The sequence below is a fragment of the Achromobacter sp. FW305-C-28 genome, from assembly GCF_058783235.1.
This window is the reverse complement of the sequence record NZ_JBYSYL010000014.1, coordinates 70,391-87,347: the sequence shown is the minus strand read 5'-3', so window position 1 is coordinate 87,347 and position 16,957 is coordinate 70,391. Positions and strand designations below refer to the sequence as shown.

The window sequence follows — 16,957 nt, the reverse complement described above, 5'->3', positions numbered from 1 at the left end:
TCAATCACGATGGGGAGGATGCCCAAGCCTGCAGCGGCCCCGTGAAGGGCGCCGGGCGGACATCCTGGCGATCGAACTGGCCGGTATCGGGCTGCCATGGGCGCATCGCGCGCATGGGGACCGTTGCGGGGGCAGCACAGGCTGGATGCTGGCCGGGCCTGCCTTGTGGGCGGCGGGGCGCAAGCGTCTTCCTGTTTCCCGTTTACCTTTCGCGCGCGCTGGGCAAGTGTTGCGTTCTTGCCCGTCCTGATGCGCCGAAAGCACCGGTTCGGGGCCGAAACTGTATCACCGCGGGGCGAAATCGAGCCCATTTTGTTACGATCAGGGCTTGTTTTTTCGGTGTTTATCGCTTTTTAGCGACAATTGCGCAGCCTCTGGCGCCGCCGCCCAACCCCATTCGGACCTGAACGTGTCGTATCCCCGCCTGCCTTATCCGCCCGAAAGCTATACCCGCGGCGGCGATTTCGCCCGCCTGCTTGGCCAGCGCATCCTGATCCTGGATGGCGCCATGGGCACCATGATCCAGCGCTACAAGCTGGGCGAGGCCGATTTTCGCGGCGAGCGCTTCGCCGACCACGGCAAGGACCTGAAGGGCGACAACGAGCTGCTGACGCTGGTGCGCCCGGACGTGATCTCGGAGATCCACCGCCAGTACCTGGAGGCCGGCGCCGACGTCATCGAAACCAATACCTTCGGCGCCACGTCGATCGCGCAGGGCGACTACGACCTGCCGGAACTGGCCTACGAACTGAATCGGGTGTCCGCTCAACTGGCGCGCGAGGCCTGTGACCAATACAGCACGCCCGACAAGCCGCGTTTCGTGGCCGGCGCGCTGGGCCCGCAGCCCAAGACCGCCTCGATCTCGCCCGACGTGAACGACCCGGGCGCCCGCAACGTCACGTTCGACGAATTGCGGGTCGCCTATATAGAGCAGTTGAACGGCTTGCTGGACGGCGGCATCGACATCGTCCTGATCGAAACCATTTTCGACACGCTCAACGCCAAGGCCGCCATCTTCGCCACCGAAGAAGTGTTCGAGGAACGCGGCATCCGCCTGCCGGTCATGATCTCGGGCACGGTCACCGATGCGTCCGGCCGGATCCTGTCGGGCCAGACCGTCGAGGCCTTCTGGAACTCGGTGCGCCATGCCCGCCCGGTGACCATCGGCCTGAACTGTGCGCTGGGCGCCGCCCTGATGCGCCCGTACGTGGCCGAACTGTCCAAGCTCTGCGACACCTACGTCTGCGTGTATCCCAACGCCGGCCTGCCCAACCCGATGGCCGAGACCGGCTTTGACGAAACACCGGCCGACACATCTGCGCTGCTCGAGGAATTCGCCCGCGCCGGGCTGGTGAACATGTCGGGCGGCTGCTGCGGCACGACTCCCGACCACATTCGCGCCATCGCCGAGAAGGTCACGGTGCTGACGCCGCGCGTGGTGCCCGATATTCCGGTCAAGACCCGCCTGTCGGGCCTGGAGCCGCTCAACATCGACGAAGACACGCTGTACGTGAACGTCGGCGAGCGCACCAACGTGACGGGCAGCAAGATGTTCGCCCGCCTGATCCGCGAAGAGAAATACGACGAGGCGCTGGCCGTGGCCCGCCAGCAGGTCGAGAACGGCGCGCAGATCATCGACATCAACATGGACGAGGCCATGCTGGATTCGGTGGCCTGCATGCACCGTTTCCTGAACCTGATCGCGTCCGAACCCGACATCGCGCGGGTGCCGGTGATGATCGACAGCTCGAAATGGGAAGTCATCGAGACCGGCCTGAAGTGCGTGCAGGGCAAGCCGGTGGTGAACTCGATTTCGATGAAGGAAGGGCTGGAGCCCTTCCGCCACCATGCCCGCCTGTGCCGCCGCTACGGCGCCGCGGTGGTGGTGATGGCGTTCGACGAACTCGGCCAGGCCGACACCCTGGAGCGTCGCAAGGAAATCTGCGGCCGCGCCTACAAGATCCTGGTCGAAGAAGAAGGCTTCCCGCCCGAAGACATCATTTTCGATCCCAACGTGTTCGCGGTCGCCACCGGCATCGACGAGCACAACCACTACGCGGTGGACTTCATCGAAGGCACGCGCTGGATCCGCGAGAACCTGCCCCACGCCCGCATTTCAGGCGGGGTGTCCAACGTCAGCTTCTCGTTCCGCGGCAATGAGCCGATGCGCGAGGCCATCCACACCGTGTTCCTGTACTACGCGGTCAAGGAAGGCATGACGATGGGCATCGTCAACGCTGGCCAGCTGGGCGTGTACGCCGACCTGGACCCGGCGCTGCGCGATCTGGTCGAAGACGTGGTGCTGGATCGCCCGGTGCCGGTCGGCAAGACCGACCCGGCCGACGAACGCACCCCCACCGAACGCCTGGTGCAGTTCGCCGACACGGTGAAGGGTTCGGGCGCCAAGAAGGAAGAAGACCTGGTCTGGCGCAATGCCGAGGTCGAGGCGCGCCTGTCGCACGCGCTGGTGCACGGCATCACCGCCTTCATCGTCGAAGACACCGAAGAAGTGCGCCAGAAGATCGCCGCGCGGGGCGGCCGTCCGATCGAAGTGATCGAAGGCCCGCTGATGGACGGCATGAACGTGGTGGGCGACCTGTTCGGCGAAGGCAAGATGTTCCTGCCGCAGGTGGTGAAATCGGCGCGCGTCATGAAGCAGGCCGTGGCCCACCTGATTCCGTTCATCGAAGAGGAAAAGCGCCAGATCGCGGCGGCCGGCGGCGACGTGCGCGCCAAGGGCAAGATCGTCATCGCGACCGTCAAGGGCGACGTGCACGACATCGGCAAGAACATCGTGTCGGTCGTCTTGCAGTGCAATAACTTTGAAGTCGTGAACATGGGCGTGATGGTGCCCTGCGCCCAGATCCTGGAAAAGGCCAAGGAAGAGAACGCCGACATCGTCGGCCTGTCCGGCCTGATCACGCCCAGCCTCGAGGAAATGGCCTACGTTGCCTCGGAAATGCAGCGCGACGAGTACTTCCGCAGCCGCAAGGTGCCGCTGATGATCGGCGGCGCTACCACCAGCCGCGTGCACACCGCCGTGAAGATCGCGCCGAACTACGAAGGCCCGGTCATCTACGTGCCGGACGCCAGCCGTTCGGTGGGCGTGGCCACCAACCTGATGTCGGACCAGGCGGACGCCTACCTGGCCGAGCTGGCCGAGGAATACGAGGACGTGCGCCGCCGCCACGCCAACCGCCGCGCCACGCCGATCCTGCCGCTGGCCGAGGCGCGCGCCTCGCGGCCGCAGATCGACTGGGACGCCTACACCCCGCCGCGGCCCAAGTTCATCGGCCGCCGTACCTTCAAGAGCTACGACCTGGCCGAAATAGCCAAGTACGTGGACTGGGGCCCGTTCTTCCAGACCTGGAGCCTGTTCGGGCCGTTCCCGGCGATTCTGGACGACAAGGTGGTGGGCGAGCAGGCCCGCAAGGTCTACGCCGACGGCCTGGCCATGATGAAGCGCATCGTCGAAGGCCGCTGGCTGACCGCCAACGGCGTGGTCGGCTTCTACCCGGCCAACAGCGTCAACGATGAAGACATCGAGGTCTACAAGGACGAGACCCGCAGCGAAGTGCTGTTCACCTACCGCAACCTGCGCCAGCAGGGCGCCAAGCGCGAAGGCGTCAGCAACAAGTCGCTGTCGGACTTCATTGCGCCCAAATCCAGCGGCAAGCTGGACTACATCGGCATGTTCGCGGTCACGGCCGGCCTGGGCATTGAGAAGAAGGAAGCCGAGTTCGAGAAGGCGCTGGACGACTATTCCAGCATCATGCTCAAGTCGCTGGCCGACCGCCTGGCCGAAGCCTTCGCCGAATGCCTGCACGCCCGCGTGCGCCAGGACTTGTGGGGCTATGCGGCCGACGAGGCCCTGTCCAACGAAGACATGATCGCCGAGAAGTACGTGGGCATCCGCCCGGCGCCCGGCTACCCGGCCTGCCCGGAACACGTCATCAAGACCGACATGTTCCGCGTGCTGGACGGCGCCGACATCGGCATGATGCTGACCGACAGCTACGCCATGTTCCCGGCGTCCAGCGTGTCGGGCTTTTACTTCAGCCACCCGCAGTCGCAGTACTTCAACGTCGGCATCATCGGCGAAGACCAGTTGCAGGATTACGCCGCGCGCAGCGGCCGCAGCCTGGAAGACCTGAAGCGCACCCTGGCGCCGAACCTGGGCTGATCCCGCTCGCGGTCATCGACCCCCAAGCGCCGCCCCGGCCCGTCCGGCGCGGCGCTTTGTTTTGTCCCCAATGGTTTACCACGCTGATAGTGGTAAACCATGATGTGCCAAATTGGTAAACCACATAATATTTGGTCCAACCACTTTTAACCGCCATGACACTACAACTGATCCCCAAGCCCGAGGAACCCGCCGCCAAGCCCGTGGCCGATCGCGCCTACCTGCGGCTGGCCGCGCAAATCCAGGCGCTGGTCGCCCAGGGTGAATTCGCGGTGGGCAAGCGCCTGCCGGCCGAGCGCGCGCTGGCCGAGCGCTTCGACGTCAGCCGCACCTCGCTGCGCGAGGCCATCATCGCCCTGGAATTGCAGGGCGTGGTGGAAGTGCGCGGCGGCTCGGGCATCTATGTCTGCGAACCGCCCGCGGGCGTGGCCCGCCTGCCGGCCACGCAAGAGCCGGGCGCCGGGCCGTTCGAGCTGCTGCGCGCCCGCTGCCTGATCGAATCCGAAATCGCCGCGCTGGCCGCTACCACCCGCAACGACGCCGACCTGGACCGCATCTTCGAAGCGCTGACGACCATGCGCGAGCAGATGATGAACAAGGCGGCCAACGAGGCCGCCGACCGGGCCTTTCACCTGTACATCGCCCAGTCCACCGGCAACAGCGTGCTGCTGGGCACGGTGTCGGCGATGTGGGACCAGGCCCAGGGGCCCATCTGGGAAAAGATCGAACAGCATTTCCACACCCAGGAATTGCGTCAGGCCTCGCAGGAAGACCATCAGCGCATCTTCAGCGCCCTGGTGGCACGCGATGCGGACGGCGCGCGCCTGGCCATGCGCGGCCATCTGGAACGCGTCATCGGCGAATTCGCGCAAGGGTGGCGCTAACGCGGCAACGGCAGGCGGCCCCCGGTTGAGCGCGGAAGATACCGCGCCCCGGAATCGGGCTTATTCGAATCAGGAGACAAGCAATGCAGCAAACGAACAAGGGGAGCCGCACCGCTACAGGTGGGGCGGCCATCCGCGGGGCGGCCAAGGCGCTGTCCGCATGCGTGCTGACCGCCTGCGCGCTGGCCGCGCCCGTGTCGGCGCAGCAGGCGCCCGCCGCGGGCCAGAGCCCGCGCATCGACGCCATCCGCAAGGCCGGTGAACTGCGCGTGGGCGTGTTGCAGAACGCGCCCTGGCTGATCCAGGATGTGTCCGGCCGCGGCGGCGAAGGCTGGAGCGGCCCGGCCTGGTTGCTGGCCAAGGAATATGCCCGCCAACTGGGCGTGACGCTGACCGCCGTGCCGGTATCGCACGAAACCAAGGTGCCGGTGCTGGCGGCCAGGCAGGTCGACATGACCATCAGCCCGCTGGCCGAAACGCCCGAGCGCCTGAAGGTCGTGGACTTCGTGCTGTATTCGTCGACCAGCGTCTGCATGTTCGGCCTGGCGGCCAACCCCAAGCTGGCCGCGGCCAAGTCGGTGGACGACCTGAACCGGCCCGAGGTCACCATCGCCTACTTCACCGGCGGGGCCGAAGAGGCCTGGGTCAAGCAGCGCTTTCCGCAGGCCCGGCTGCGCGCCGTGGCCAATTCGGGCGCCACCGCGCCCATCGAGGAAATCATGGCCAAGCGCGCTGACGCGGCGCCCATCAACCGGGTGCCCTGGGTGGGCCTGAACCGCAAGGTGCGCGGCCTGGCCGTGCTGCCCGCCGAAGCCAATTGCCAGCAAAGCACCGAAAAGGCCTCGCCGGTGGGCTTGGCGATCGACAAGAACCAGCCTGAATTCCTGGCCTGGCTGCGACAGGTGGCGGCAGAGATGAAGCCGCGCCTGGATGCCGACGAAATGCGCATCATCGAACAGAGTCCGTAAGCGGCCGGGCCGCTGTTTCCGGCAACACAGGCCGACCACACACACCGATTTTCCGACCCCGCGCAAGGCGCGCGCGGCCCGGGCGACTGCCCGCGGCTTCGTGCGGCCGTATCCGGCGCAAACCGCCGCGCTTCCCTCCAAGGAGACAGCAATGCAACAGCTTTACTTCCTTCGTCTTGCCGCCGCGGCCCTGCTGCTGGCCTCGGCATCCGTGGCCCAGGCGCAGACGCCGCCCGCGCCCGGCGAAAGCCCGCGCATCGACGCCATCCGCAAGGCCGGCGTGCTGCGCGTGGGCGTGGTGAACAACCCGCCCTGGCTGGTGCAGAACACCAGCGGCTCGGGCGAGCCGTGGATGGGGTCGTCGTGGCTGCTGGGCAAGGAATTCGCGCGCCTTCTGGACGTGAAGATCGTGCCGGTGCAGGTCAGCCACGAAACCAAGGTGCCGGCGCTGATCGCCAACCAGATGGACGTCATGATCGGGCCGCTGAACCAGAACGCCGAACGCGCCAAGATCATCGACTTCGTGACCTTCTCGAACACCAGCGTGTGCATGTTCGGGCTGGCGTCCAACCCCAAGTTCACCAACGCCACCAAGGTCGAGGACTTCAACCAGCCCGGCATCACCATGGCGTACTTCTCGGGCGCGGGCGAAGAGCCGCTGGTGCTGGAAAACTTTCCCAAGGCCAAGCTGCGCGGCGTGACCAACTCGGGCTCGGTTGCGCCCATCGAGGAAGTGCTGGCCGGCCGTTCCGACGTGGCGCCGCTGAACCGCATGCTGTGGCCCAACATCAGCAAGAAGGTCAAGGGCCTGGCCGTGTTCCCCAAGGAAAACGACTGCCAGGACAGCAAGATCTTCGCGATCGACGCCGGCATGGGCGTGGCCAAGGGCCAGCCCGTGTACCTGGAATGGCTGCGCAAGGTCGAAGCGCGCATGCATCCCGAGCTGGTCGCCGAAGAGCGCCGCATGACCCAGCAGCTGAAATAAGGCGGACGCCATGCTCAATTGCGCAATCCATGGGGCCGAAGACCTGCGGCTGGTCGAACAGGCGCCCGAACCCCTGGGCCCGACCCAGGTGCGGGTCGGCGTCAAGGCGGTGGGTATCTGCGGGTCTGACCTGCATTACTACCGTCACGGCCGGGTGGGCGACTTCGTCATCCGCGAACCTTTGACGCCGGGCCACGAGGCCTCGGGCCAGGTGCTGGAGATCGGCTCGGCGGTCACCGCCGTCAAGCCGGGCGACCGCGTGGCGCTGGACCCGGCCCGCACCTGCGGAGTGTGCCGCTACTGCCGTCAGGGCGATTCCAACCATTGCGAGGCGGTGTTCTTCTTCGGCAGCGCCAGCCGCTATCCGCACATGCAGGGCGCGATGCGCGAGCAGGTGGTGGTAGAGGAAAAGCAGTGCCTGCCGGTGCCCGACAGCCTGTCGTTCGAGCTGGCCGCCTTTGGCGAACCGCTGGCCGTGGCGCTGCACGCGGTGCGCAGCGCCGGCTCGTTGCTGGGCAAGACCGTGATGGTGGTGGGCGCGGGACCCATCGGCGCGCTGGTCATGATGGCGGCGAAGCTGGCCGGGGCCAGCCAGCTGATCGTGGTCGACATCGTCGACCAGACGCTGGACACCTGCGCCAAGGTGGGCGCCACGCGCACCATCAATGCGGCGACCGACCCGGCGGCGCTGGACGCGCTGGCGGCGGGCAAGGGCACGGTCGACGTGTGCTTCGAGGCCTCGGGCAACTACGCCGGCCTGGCCAACTGCATCCGCGTGACGCGGCCGCGCGGCACCATCGTCACGGTGGGCACGCTGGGCGGCAGCAGCGAGCAGTGCCCCTTCAACCAGATCATGGTCAAGAGCCTGAACGTCATCGGCAGCTTCCGCTTTGTCGACGAATACGCCTGGGCGGTGGATTACCTGAGCCGCGGCCTGGTCGACGTGGCGCCGCTCTTGACGGCGGCGATTCCGGCGCGCCAGGCGCACGAGGCCTTTGCGCTGGCGGCCGACCGGCGCCAGGCCATGAAAGTGATGGTGACGTTCTGAGCCGGTCCGCGTTCCTGTCCGTACGGAGATTCCATGGACTTTGATTTTTCACCCATCGTCGAGAACTGGCGCTTCTTTGCCGGCGGCTTGGGCATCACGGTCGCGCTCAGCGCGGTCACCGCGGTGTCCAGCATCCTGCTGGGGCTGGTGATCGCGCTCTCGCGCCTGTACGGGCCGCGCTGGCTGCGCGTGCTGCTGGTGTTCTACATCGACAGCATGCGCGCCATCCCGGTGCTGGTCGTGCTGGTGTGGATCTATTTCGCCTTTCCGCTCCTGGCCGGCGTGAACTTCGCGCCGTTCTGGGCCGCGCTGGTGGCGCTGACCCTGCACATCGCGGCCTATTCGGCCGAGGTGATCCGCGCGGGCATCGAATCGGTGCGCCCGGGGCAGATGCGTGCCGGCCTGGCGCTGGGCATGTCGCGGGCGCAGGCGCTGCGCAAGATCATCCTGCCGCAGGCCACCATCCGCATGCTGCCGGCCTTCGGCTCGGTGCTGACGGTGGCCATCAAGGACACGGCGATCGCCACGGTGATCGCCGTGCCGGAACTGATGCACAAGGCCGAGACCATCGCCGGGCAGAGCTACCGGCCCATCGAGGTGTTCACCGCCGTGATCGTGGCGTACTTCGTGATCCTGTTCCCGGTGACCCGCGGCGTCGACCGACTGTACCAACGCTACGCACATCTGGGGCGCTCATGAACTTGGACTGGGGAATTATCTGGGACTCGCGCCAGGTGCTGCTGCAGGGCGCGGCCATGACCGTGATGCTGACAGTGGTGACCATGGCGCTGGCCGTGCCCGGCGGCATCGTGCTGGCGCTGATGCGGCTGTCGTCCAACCGCCTGGCCAACGGCGTCGCCGTGGCCATCGTCGAGTTCTTTCGCAACCTGCCGCTGATCCTGGTGATCTATTGGGCGTTCTATGTCATGCCGATGGCGCTGGACGTGCAGTTCTCGGCGGTGACGACCGCGCTGGTGGCGCTGGTGCTGAACGTATCGGCCTACAACTCCGAGACCTTTCGCGCCGGCATCAATTCCATCCGCAAGGGGCAGATGGAAGCCGCGCTGGCGATGGGCATGTCGCGCCGCCAGGCCATGTTCAAGGTGCTGATCCCGCAAGCGGCGCGGCGCATCCTGCCGGTGCTGGCCAGCACGTGGATCTCACTTTTCAAGGATACGTCGCTGGTGTCGGTGATAGCGGTCAGCGAGCTGGCCTACGCCTCGATGCAGGTGCGCGCGCAGAGTTTCCGCGTGCTGGAGATGCTGACCGCGATGGCGGTGATCTATTGGCTGATGGGGTATCCGCAGGCCAAGCTGGTCGACTGGATCCATCGCAAATACGGAGTCAAGGAATGAACGAGATGATCCTGGAACAACAAGCGGTGGGCGCGGCCGCGGCACCAACCGCCACGGCGTCGGCCGCCGCGGCACCGGCCGCCGCGGCATCGGCCGCCGCACGCAAGGGTGCGGATCAACCGCCGGTGCTGCTCTACGAGAACGTGCGCAAGGTCTACGGCGACTTCGTGGCGCTGGGCGACGTGTCGCTGCAGGTCAACAAGGGCGAGGTCATGTGCCTGATCGGGCCGTCCGGCTCGGGCAAGTCCACGCTGCTTCGCTGCACCAACGCGCTGGAAAAACTGGATGGCGGCCGCGTGCTGCTGGACGGCGTGGCGCTGCCCGAGGCCGAATCCGAAGTGCGCAAAGTGCGCCAGCGCATGGGCATGGTGTTCCAGAGCTTCGAGCTGTTTCCGCACAAGTCGGCGCTGGACAACGTGGCCATGGGCCCCATCACGGTGCTGGGGATGGCGCCCGAACAGGCTCGCGCCCGCGCTATGGCGCTTCTGGAAAAGGTGGGCCTGGCTGCCAAGGCCGGCAACTTTCCGGCCAACCTGTCCGGCGGCCAGCAGCAGCGCGTGGCGATCGCGCGCGCCCTGGCGATGGAGCCGGAGGTGATGCTGTTCGACGAGCCGACCTCGGCGCTGGACCCCGAGACGGTGGGCGAAGTGCTCAACGTCATGAAGAAACTGGCGCAGGAGGGCATGACCATGATCGTCGTGACCCACGAAATGAGCTTCGCCAAGCGCGTGGCCAACTGGGTAGTGGTGTTCGAGAACGGCGCCATCCTGGAACAAGGCCCGCCCACGCAGATTTTCGACAACCCGCAGGTCGCCCGTACCCGCGACTTCCTCAGCCACCTGGGCTGGGAAGGCTGAACACTCTCCCGTCCTTACGGAACCCATGATGAAAATTACGAACGCACGCGTCATTGTTTGTTCGCCGGGCCGCAATTTCGTGACCCTGAAAATCGAAACCGACCAGGGCCTGACCGGCATCGGCGATGCCACCCTGAACGGACGCGAGCTGGCCGTGGCGGCCTACCTGACCGAACACGTGGTGCCTTGCCTGATCGGCCGCGACGCGCACCAGATCGAAGACATCTGGCAGTACCTGTACAAAGGCGCCTACTGGCGCCGCGGCCCGGTCACCATGACCGCCATCGCCGCGGTGGATACGGCCCTGTGGGACCTGAAGGCCAAGGCCGCCGGCCTGCCGCTGTACCAGCTGCTGGGCGGCAAGAGCCGCACCGGCGTGATGGTCTACGGCCACGCCAACGGCAGCGACATCGAGCACACCGTCGACGAAGTGCTGCGCTATGCCGACATGGGCTACCGCGCCATCCGCGCGCAAAGCGGCGTGCCGGGCCTGGACAAGGTCTACGGCGTGGGCCGCGGCAACTTGTTCTACGAACCCGCCGACAGCGACCTGCCCAGCGAGCACGACTGGTCCACCGAAAAATACCTGCAGCACACGCCCAAGCTGTTCGAGCGCATCCGCGAAAAGCTGGGTTTCGACCACCACCTGCTGCACGACGTGCATCACCGCCTGACGCCGATCGAAGCGGGCCGGCTGGGCAAGTCGCTGGAACCCTACAACCTGTTCTGGATGGAAGATGCCACGCCAGCCGAGAACCAGGAGGCCTTCCGCCTGATTCGCCAGCACACCACCACGCCGCTGGCGGTGGGCGAGATCTTCAATTCGATCTGGGACTGCAAGGACCTGGTGCAGAACCAGCTGATCGACTTCATCCGCACGACCGTGGTGCACGCGGGCGGCATCACCCACCTGCGGCGCATCGCCGACCTGGCGTCGCTGTACCAGGTGCGCACCGGCTGCCACGGGGCCACCGACCTGTCGCCGGTGTGCATGGGCGCGGCGCTGCACTTCGACCTGTGGGTGCCCAATTTCGGCATCCAGGAATACATGCGCCACACCGATGAGACGGACGCCGTGTTTCCGCACGCCTACACGTTCAACCAGGGCATGCTGTATCCCGGCGACGTGCCGGGCCACGGCGTGGATATCGACGAGAAGCTGGCCGCCAAGTACCCGTACAAGCGCGCCTACCTGCCGGTGAACCGGCTGCAGCAGGACGGCACGCTATGGAATTGGTAGCGCGGCAGCCTGACTCGGCGCAACCCGGCGTCCGCCTGCATCCGTCACGGTTGGCGGGGCTGGCGCCCGGCGTGGCACAGCCGGCCTATGACCGCGCGGCGCTGCGTACCGGCATCGTGCACCTGGGGCTGGGTGCGTTTGCGCGCGGCCACCTGGCGGCGGTGAACGAAGCCGCGCTGCATGCCGGCGGCGAGCTGGCGTGGGGCCTTTGCGGCGTGTCGCTGCGCCAGGCCGACACCCGCGACGCGTTGGCGCCGCAGGGCGGTCTGTACACGCTGGCGCTGCGCAGCGCCGATGCCCAGGGGCAGCCGCGCCAGCAGCTGGCCGTGATCGGCTGCCTGCTGGAAACGCTGGTGGCGCCCGAGGATCCGCAAGCCGTGCTGGCGCGCATCGCGGCCGCCGACACGCGCATCGTCAGCCTGACGGTGACCGAGAAAGGCTATTGCCACGATCCGGCCAGCGGTGCGCTGAATCTGGACCATCCGGACATCGTGCACGACCTGGGGCAACCGGCGGCGCCGCGCAGCGCGGTCGGCTTCCTGGTGTGGGGGCTGCAACGCCGGCGCGCGGCGGGCCTGGGCCCGCTGACGCTGCTGTCGCTGGACAATCTGCCATCCAACGGCCGCCTGCTGCGCGGCCTGGTGCTGGCGTTTGCCGCGCAGGTGGACGCGGGGCTGGCCGGCTGGGTCGGACAGGCCTGCACCTTCCCGTGCTCGATGGTGGACCGCATCGTGCCGCGCACGACGGACGAGGACCGCCACGCGGTGACGCAGGCGCTGGGCCTGGCGGATGCCTGGCCGGTGCTGGCCGAGCCGTATCTGGAATGGGTGGTGGAAGACACTTTCGCCGCGGGCCGCCCGGATTGGGCGGTGGGCGGGGCGCGCTTCGTGGCCGAGGCGGCGCCGTTCGAGATGTTGAAACTGCGCATGGTGAACGGCGCGCATTCAGCGCTGGCCTATCTGTCGGTGATGGCCGGTTGGGCCACGGTGGACCAGGCCGTGACGCAACCGGCGCTGCGGCGTTACCTGGCCAGCTTGATGCGCACGGAGATCGCGCCGACGCTGCCGGCCTTGCCGGGGCTGGACCTGGCGCAGTACCAGCAGCGGCTGTTGCAGCGCTATGCCAACCCGGCGCTCAAACACCAGACGCGGCAGATTGCCATGGACGGCTCGCAGAAAATGCCGCAGCGGCTTTTGGGCACGTTGCGCGACCGGCTGGCGGCGGGTCAGCCGATTGCGGGGCTGGCGCTGGCGGTGGCGGGCTGGCTGCACTTTCTGCGCGGGGTGGATCAGGCGGGGCGCCGCTACGCCATCGACGATCCGCTGGCAGACGTGTTGGCAGCGCGGCTGGATCTGGCGGAACAGGCGGCGCGGGCTGCCGGGCCGGGGCCGGCAGCGGCGTCGGCCTGGACGGTGCAGATGACGGGCCTGTCTGCGGTATTTGGCGACCTGGGCCAGGACGCGCGCTTCGTGCGGGCGGTGGCGCAGGCCGCGCAGTCGCTGCGCACGCTGGGCGTGGCGGGGGCGCTGGAAGCCACGCTGGCGGTCATGCCGACGTCGGCGGCGCCAGTCTTCCCAGCACACCCTCCAGCGCCAGGCCGATCGCGATGACCTGGCGGTCGGCACCCGGCAATCCGTCCACCTCCAGCCCGATCGGCAATCCGCCTTCAGACAGACCAGCGGGAAGGCTCAAGCCGGGCAGGCCCGCATTGCTGCCGGGGTCGACGTTGCGCGCCAGCCGCAGGAATGTCTCCAGGCTGCTGGCTTCTGGCGCGGCGACCGGCGGCAGGACCGGCACGGTGGGAAACAGCAGGCCATGCAGGTCATGCGCCTGGAACGCGCGCCGATAGACATCGATGAGCGCATTGCGATGCACCGCCATCGCGCTGTCGTACAGCGGCTGCAGCGCCAGCAATTCGCCGGTCGGCGTGGGCAGCACGCCCGGCACGACCAGATTGTCGAAGATGCCCTTGACGTCGGGGCTGGCAATCTGCGCCACGACATCCTCGAAACTCACGCCGACCTCGTAGCGTTGCAGGTACGCAATGAGATCCTTTTTTTGTTCATGCAGGCAGATAGGCATGCCGCTGGCGGCGTTGCTGGCCTCCAGGCCGGGCATGTCCATCGCAATCAGGGTGACGCCAGCCGCGCGCAGTGTGTCCAGGGCCGTCTGCATGATGGCCTGCACCTGTGGGTCCAGGTCGTGCCAGAAGTAGGCGGGCAGGCCCAGGCGCAGGTCCGTGGGGCGCAGGGCGGGCAGGGGCGTGTCGTCGCCGGTCAGCACGGCATCCAGCAGCGCGATGTCGGCCATGCTGTTGGCGATGGGGCCGGGGGTGTCGCGGGTATGGGAAATCGGGGTGATGCCGGCGCCGTCGTAGCGGCCCACCGACGGGCGCAAGCCCACGGCGCCATTGAGCGCAGCCGGCAGGCGCACTGAGGCGCCCGTGTCGGTGCCCAGCGCGGCCGGTACCAGGCGCGCGCCCACGGCGGCGCCGCTGCCCGAGGACGAGCCGCCCGCGATGCGTTCGGGATCATAGGCGTTGCGGGTGCCGGCGCCCCGCGAGCCAGGATAGGCAGCGTTGTAGCCCGAGACGCCGAAAGCCAGTTCATGCATGTGGGCCTTGCCGACGATGATGGCGCCGGCATCGCGCAGGCGCTGCACGACGGGCGCGTCCTGGGCGGGGCGGAAGTCGCGCAAGGCCGGGGTGCCGGCGGTATTGGGCAAGCCGGCGACGTGGATGTTGTCCTTGATGGCCAGGGGCACGCCTTCCAGGGGACGGGCGGCGCGGCCCGCGGCGCGCGCGGCGTCGGCGGCGCGGGCTTGGGCCAAAGCGCCGTCGGCATCGACGGTGATGAAGGCATTGAGATCCTGGCGGGCGGCGATGCGGTCCAGGCAGGCTTGGGTCAACGCCTCGCTGGTGACCGCGCCGTCGCGAAACCGTGCAGCGGCGTCGGTGACGGTGGGGCAGGGGGAGGTCGTCTGGGGGGCGGGCATGGCGGGTTGTCTCCTGGTTGTTGATTCGGCTTTTGTCGGCGCAATGCCGATCTATACAGGGTCGACGGCGATGCTGTCGAGCGCGGGGCGTCGAGGCGCTAAGATAGACGGCACTTATACACGTACAAGCCTGCACCTTATCCTGGTATGAACACTTCCCCCCAAGCCGGCGCGGCCGGCCACGAAGGCTCCCGCCTGCGCCGCCAGGCGCTAGGCGAATTCGTGCGCAGCGCCCGCTCGCGCATCACGCCGCAGATGGCCGGGCTGCCTGAAGGCATGCGGCGGCGCACGCCGGGGCTGCGCCGCGAAGAGGTGGCGCAGCTGTGCGGGATCAGCGTCACCTGGTACACGTGGATCGAGCAGGGGCGCGAGGTGTCGGTGTCACCATCGGTGTGGTCGCGGATTGCGGGGGTGCTGCAGTTGGCGCGAGCCGAGCGGGCGTATCTGTTCGATCTGGCGGACTGCGCGGATCCGCAGCATGCGCGGGATGATGCGATGGGGGCGCCGGGGTCATTGCGCGAGTGCGTGGATGCGATCACGGCGCCGGCCTATGTACTGGACCGGGCGTGGAATGTGCTGGCCTGTAATGCGCCGCTGCGGGATCTGTTCGATGACTGGCCGGATCGGGATCCCGAGCCTAATTTGCTGCGCTATATCTTTCTGGATCCGGCGGCGCGGGAGCTGGTGGTGGACTGGGAGCAGCGGGCGCGCCGGGTGGTAGCAGAGTTTCGGGCGGATGCGGGGGCGCATCTTGATGAGCCGGCGGTGTTGGCGTTAATTGATGCGTTGAATCGGCAGAGTGCGGTGTTTGCGCATTGGTGGAATCGGCATGCCGTCGTCGAGCGGGAAGGGGGGTTGCGGGAGTTTGCGCATCCGCGGCGGGGGCGAATGGGGTTTCAGCAGATCACGTTTCGGTTGGCGACGCATCTGGATTTGAAGTTGGTGATGCTTTTGGGTGAGAGCTTGGGTTCTTGAGCCGCGCGTGACGGGGCAGGCGGGTGAGGGCGGGGCTACGATTGCGGTCCGGAGCCTTCGCTCCGGCCCCCCCCGTGCTCATCCTCGTCACCGCCTTTGGCGGTTCCTTCGGATTCCGCCGGGCGCAATCTACACGCCCCGCCCTCACCCGCCTGCCCCGTCACGCGCTCTTGATGTGCCTTACTGGCGGGCGCTGGGGCGAGTGGTGTGCTTGGCGTGTTGGCCAAGGTCGGTTTGGGGGGGGATGAGTTTGCGGGGCCCGCCTCGTGCCGGCCGCGCGGGCGGCCTTGCTCGGCTTACGTGGTGTCTTGCGTCCTGCGATGACGCTGCGCGCTTGCGCGGGGGCTATTTGGTGTTCGTCAGCAGGTCGCCGGGGAGGCCGGCTTCTACCAGGCCTAGCAGCAGCTTTTTTACGGGGGCGGGCAGGGCTGTTTTTGGCAGGTCTTCTTGGGGGATCCAGCGTTCGGTCCGAGTGGGTTCGCGCAGCGTGGCGCTGCGTACCGGGATGTACCAGGGGCGGATGTGCAGGCGGTAGTGGGTGAAGGTGTGGGCGAAGGCGGCGAGTTCGAAGCGGTGTTCGGGGATGAGGCCCAGGGCGCGGGAGGCGGCCAGGGGGTCGCCGGCGGCGTCGAACTCGGGCAGGCTCCAGAGGCCGCCCCAGATGCCGGGTTCGGGGCGCTGTTGCAGGAGGAAGGCGCCCTGGTGTTGCAGGACGAGCATGCCGGTCTCGCGTTCGGGGATGGCTTTGCGGGCCTTGGGGGTGGGCAGTTCGGCTTGGCGGCCTTCCTGCCGCGCGATACAGGTGGTGTTGACGGGGCAGCGGTCGCACGCGGGTTTGCCGCGGGTGCAGAGGGTGGCGCCCAGGTCCATCAGGCCTTGGGTGTAGGCGGCCATGTCCAGGCCGGGGGCGGCGTCGACCTGGGCGTCGGCAAGGGCCCAGAGGCGTTGTTCTGTTTCGCGTTTGGCGGGGTCGCCGGCGATGCCGAAATGGCGGGTGAAGACGCGTTTGACGTTGCCGTCCAGGATGGGCGAGCGTTCGCCATAGGCGAAGGCGGCGATGGCGGCGGCGGTGGATCTGCCGATGCCGGGCAGGGTGGCGATGGCTTCGGCGGTGGGCGGGAAGCGGCCGTTCCAGTCGCGTGCGATTTCCTGGGCGCAGCGGTGCAGGTTGCGGGCGCGGGCGTAGTAGCCCAGGCCGGCCCAGTAGGGCATGACGTCTTCCTGGGCGGCGGCGGCGAGCGCGGCGACGTCGGGGAAGCGCTGCAAGAAGCGTTCGTAGTAGGGGATGACGGTGGCCACCTGCGTCTGCTGCAGCATGATCTCGGATAGCCAGATGCGGTAGGGGTCCCGGGTGTTCTGCCAGGGGAGATCGTGGCGGCCATGCTGGCGTTGCCAGGCGACGATGCGAGGGGCGAAGTCCATGTCGGCAATTATCGCATCGCCCTATTGCCGGGGGTGGGGCGAGCGG

The 16,957-nt window shown here is 67.5% G+C and carries 13 protein-coding genes; 11 read left to right on the top strand and 2 right to left on the bottom strand.

The features are described from left to right. Positions 1-409 precede the first annotated feature (409 nt). The 10 genes from metH to AC3WMR_RS26610 all read left to right on the top strand — a co-directional run bounded on the left by metH (position 410) and on the right by AC3WMR_RS26610 (position 13,130). A complete protein-coding gene (metH, locus tag AC3WMR_RS26655; RefSeq protein WP_492266752.1) occupies positions 410-4,183 on the top strand; it encodes a methionine synthase in 3,774 nt (1,257 codons plus the stop codon). 155 nt (positions 4,184-4,338) lie between these two features. Continuing rightward, positions 4,339-5,067 (top strand): FadR/GntR family transcriptional regulator, encoded by a 729-nt coding sequence (locus tag AC3WMR_RS26650; protein ID WP_492266751.1) that lies wholly within the window; start codon positions 4,339-4,341, stop codon positions 5,065-5,067. Positions 5,068-5,150: 83 nt separating this feature from the next. Then, on the top strand, positions 5,151-6,035 hold the full coding sequence (locus tag AC3WMR_RS26645) for a substrate-binding periplasmic protein (RefSeq protein WP_492266750.1): 885 nt from the start codon (positions 5,151-5,153) through the stop codon (positions 6,033-6,035). Positions 6,036-6,186: 151 nt separating this feature from the next. Beyond that, the gene (locus AC3WMR_RS26640) at positions 6,187-7,020 is read left to right on the top strand and encodes a substrate-binding periplasmic protein (protein WP_492266749.1); all 834 of its coding nucleotides are present in this window, start codon (positions 6,187-6,189) and stop codon (positions 7,018-7,020) included. Between the two features lie 10 nt (positions 7,021-7,030). Beyond that, complete coding sequence (locus AC3WMR_RS26635) at positions 7,031-8,068, top strand: L-idonate 5-dehydrogenase (RefSeq protein ID WP_492266748.1); 1,038 nt, start codon at positions 7,031-7,033, stop codon at positions 8,066-8,068. A gap of 33 nt (positions 8,069-8,101) precedes the next feature. After that, complete coding sequence (locus AC3WMR_RS26630) at positions 8,102-8,767, top strand: amino acid ABC transporter permease (RefSeq protein WP_492266747.1); 666 nt, start codon at positions 8,102-8,104, stop codon at positions 8,765-8,767. Further along, positions 8,764-9,423, top strand: a complete 660-nt coding sequence (locus AC3WMR_RS26625) for an amino acid ABC transporter permease (protein WP_175196144.1) — start codon at positions 8,764-8,766, stop codon at positions 9,421-9,423. Before AC3WMR_RS26630 ends, AC3WMR_RS26625 begins: the two co-directional genes overlap by 4 nt. A gap of 125 nt (positions 9,424-9,548) precedes the next feature. Beyond that, positions 9,549-10,280, top strand: coding sequence for an amino acid ABC transporter ATP-binding protein (locus AC3WMR_RS26620; protein WP_492266803.1), 732 nt, complete (start codon positions 9,549-9,551; stop codon positions 10,278-10,280). 28 nt (positions 10,281-10,308) lie between these two features. After that, entirely contained in the window at positions 10,309-11,520 is a 1,212-nt protein-coding gene (gene manD, locus AC3WMR_RS26615; protein ID WP_175220171.1) for a D-mannonate dehydratase ManD, read from the top strand. Next, the gene (locus tag AC3WMR_RS26610; RefSeq protein ID WP_492266746.1) at positions 11,508-13,130 is read left to right on the top strand and encodes a mannitol dehydrogenase family protein; all 1,623 of its coding nucleotides are present in this window, start codon (positions 11,508-11,510) and stop codon (positions 13,128-13,130) included. Before manD ends, AC3WMR_RS26610 begins: the two co-directional genes overlap by 13 nt. Here the strand turns inward: AC3WMR_RS26610 and iaaH are convergent. Further along, on the bottom strand, positions 13,066-14,514 hold the full coding sequence (gene iaaH, locus AC3WMR_RS26605) for an indoleacetamide hydrolase (protein ID WP_492266745.1): 1,449 nt from the start codon (positions 14,512-14,514) through the stop codon (positions 13,066-13,068). The genes AC3WMR_RS26610 and iaaH overlap by 65 nt on opposite strands. Positions 14,515-14,661: 147 nt before the next feature. On the opposite strand from iaaH, the gene AC3WMR_RS26600 reads away from it, so the two are divergent. Next, positions 14,662-15,489 carry a helix-turn-helix transcriptional regulator gene (locus AC3WMR_RS26600; protein WP_492266744.1) on the top strand — a complete coding sequence of 276 codons (828 nt, stop codon included), beginning with the start codon at positions 14,662-14,664 and terminating at the stop codon, positions 15,487-15,489. Between the two features lie 345 nt (positions 15,490-15,834). Here the strand turns inward: AC3WMR_RS26600 and mutY are convergent, their stop codons facing one another. After that, positions 15,835-16,911: an A/G-specific adenine glycosylase gene (gene mutY / locus AC3WMR_RS26595; protein ID WP_492266805.1), complete on the bottom strand. Its 1,077-nt coding sequence runs from the start codon at positions 16,909-16,911 to the stop codon at positions 15,835-15,837. Between the last annotated feature and the right edge of the window lie 46 nt (positions 16,912-16,957).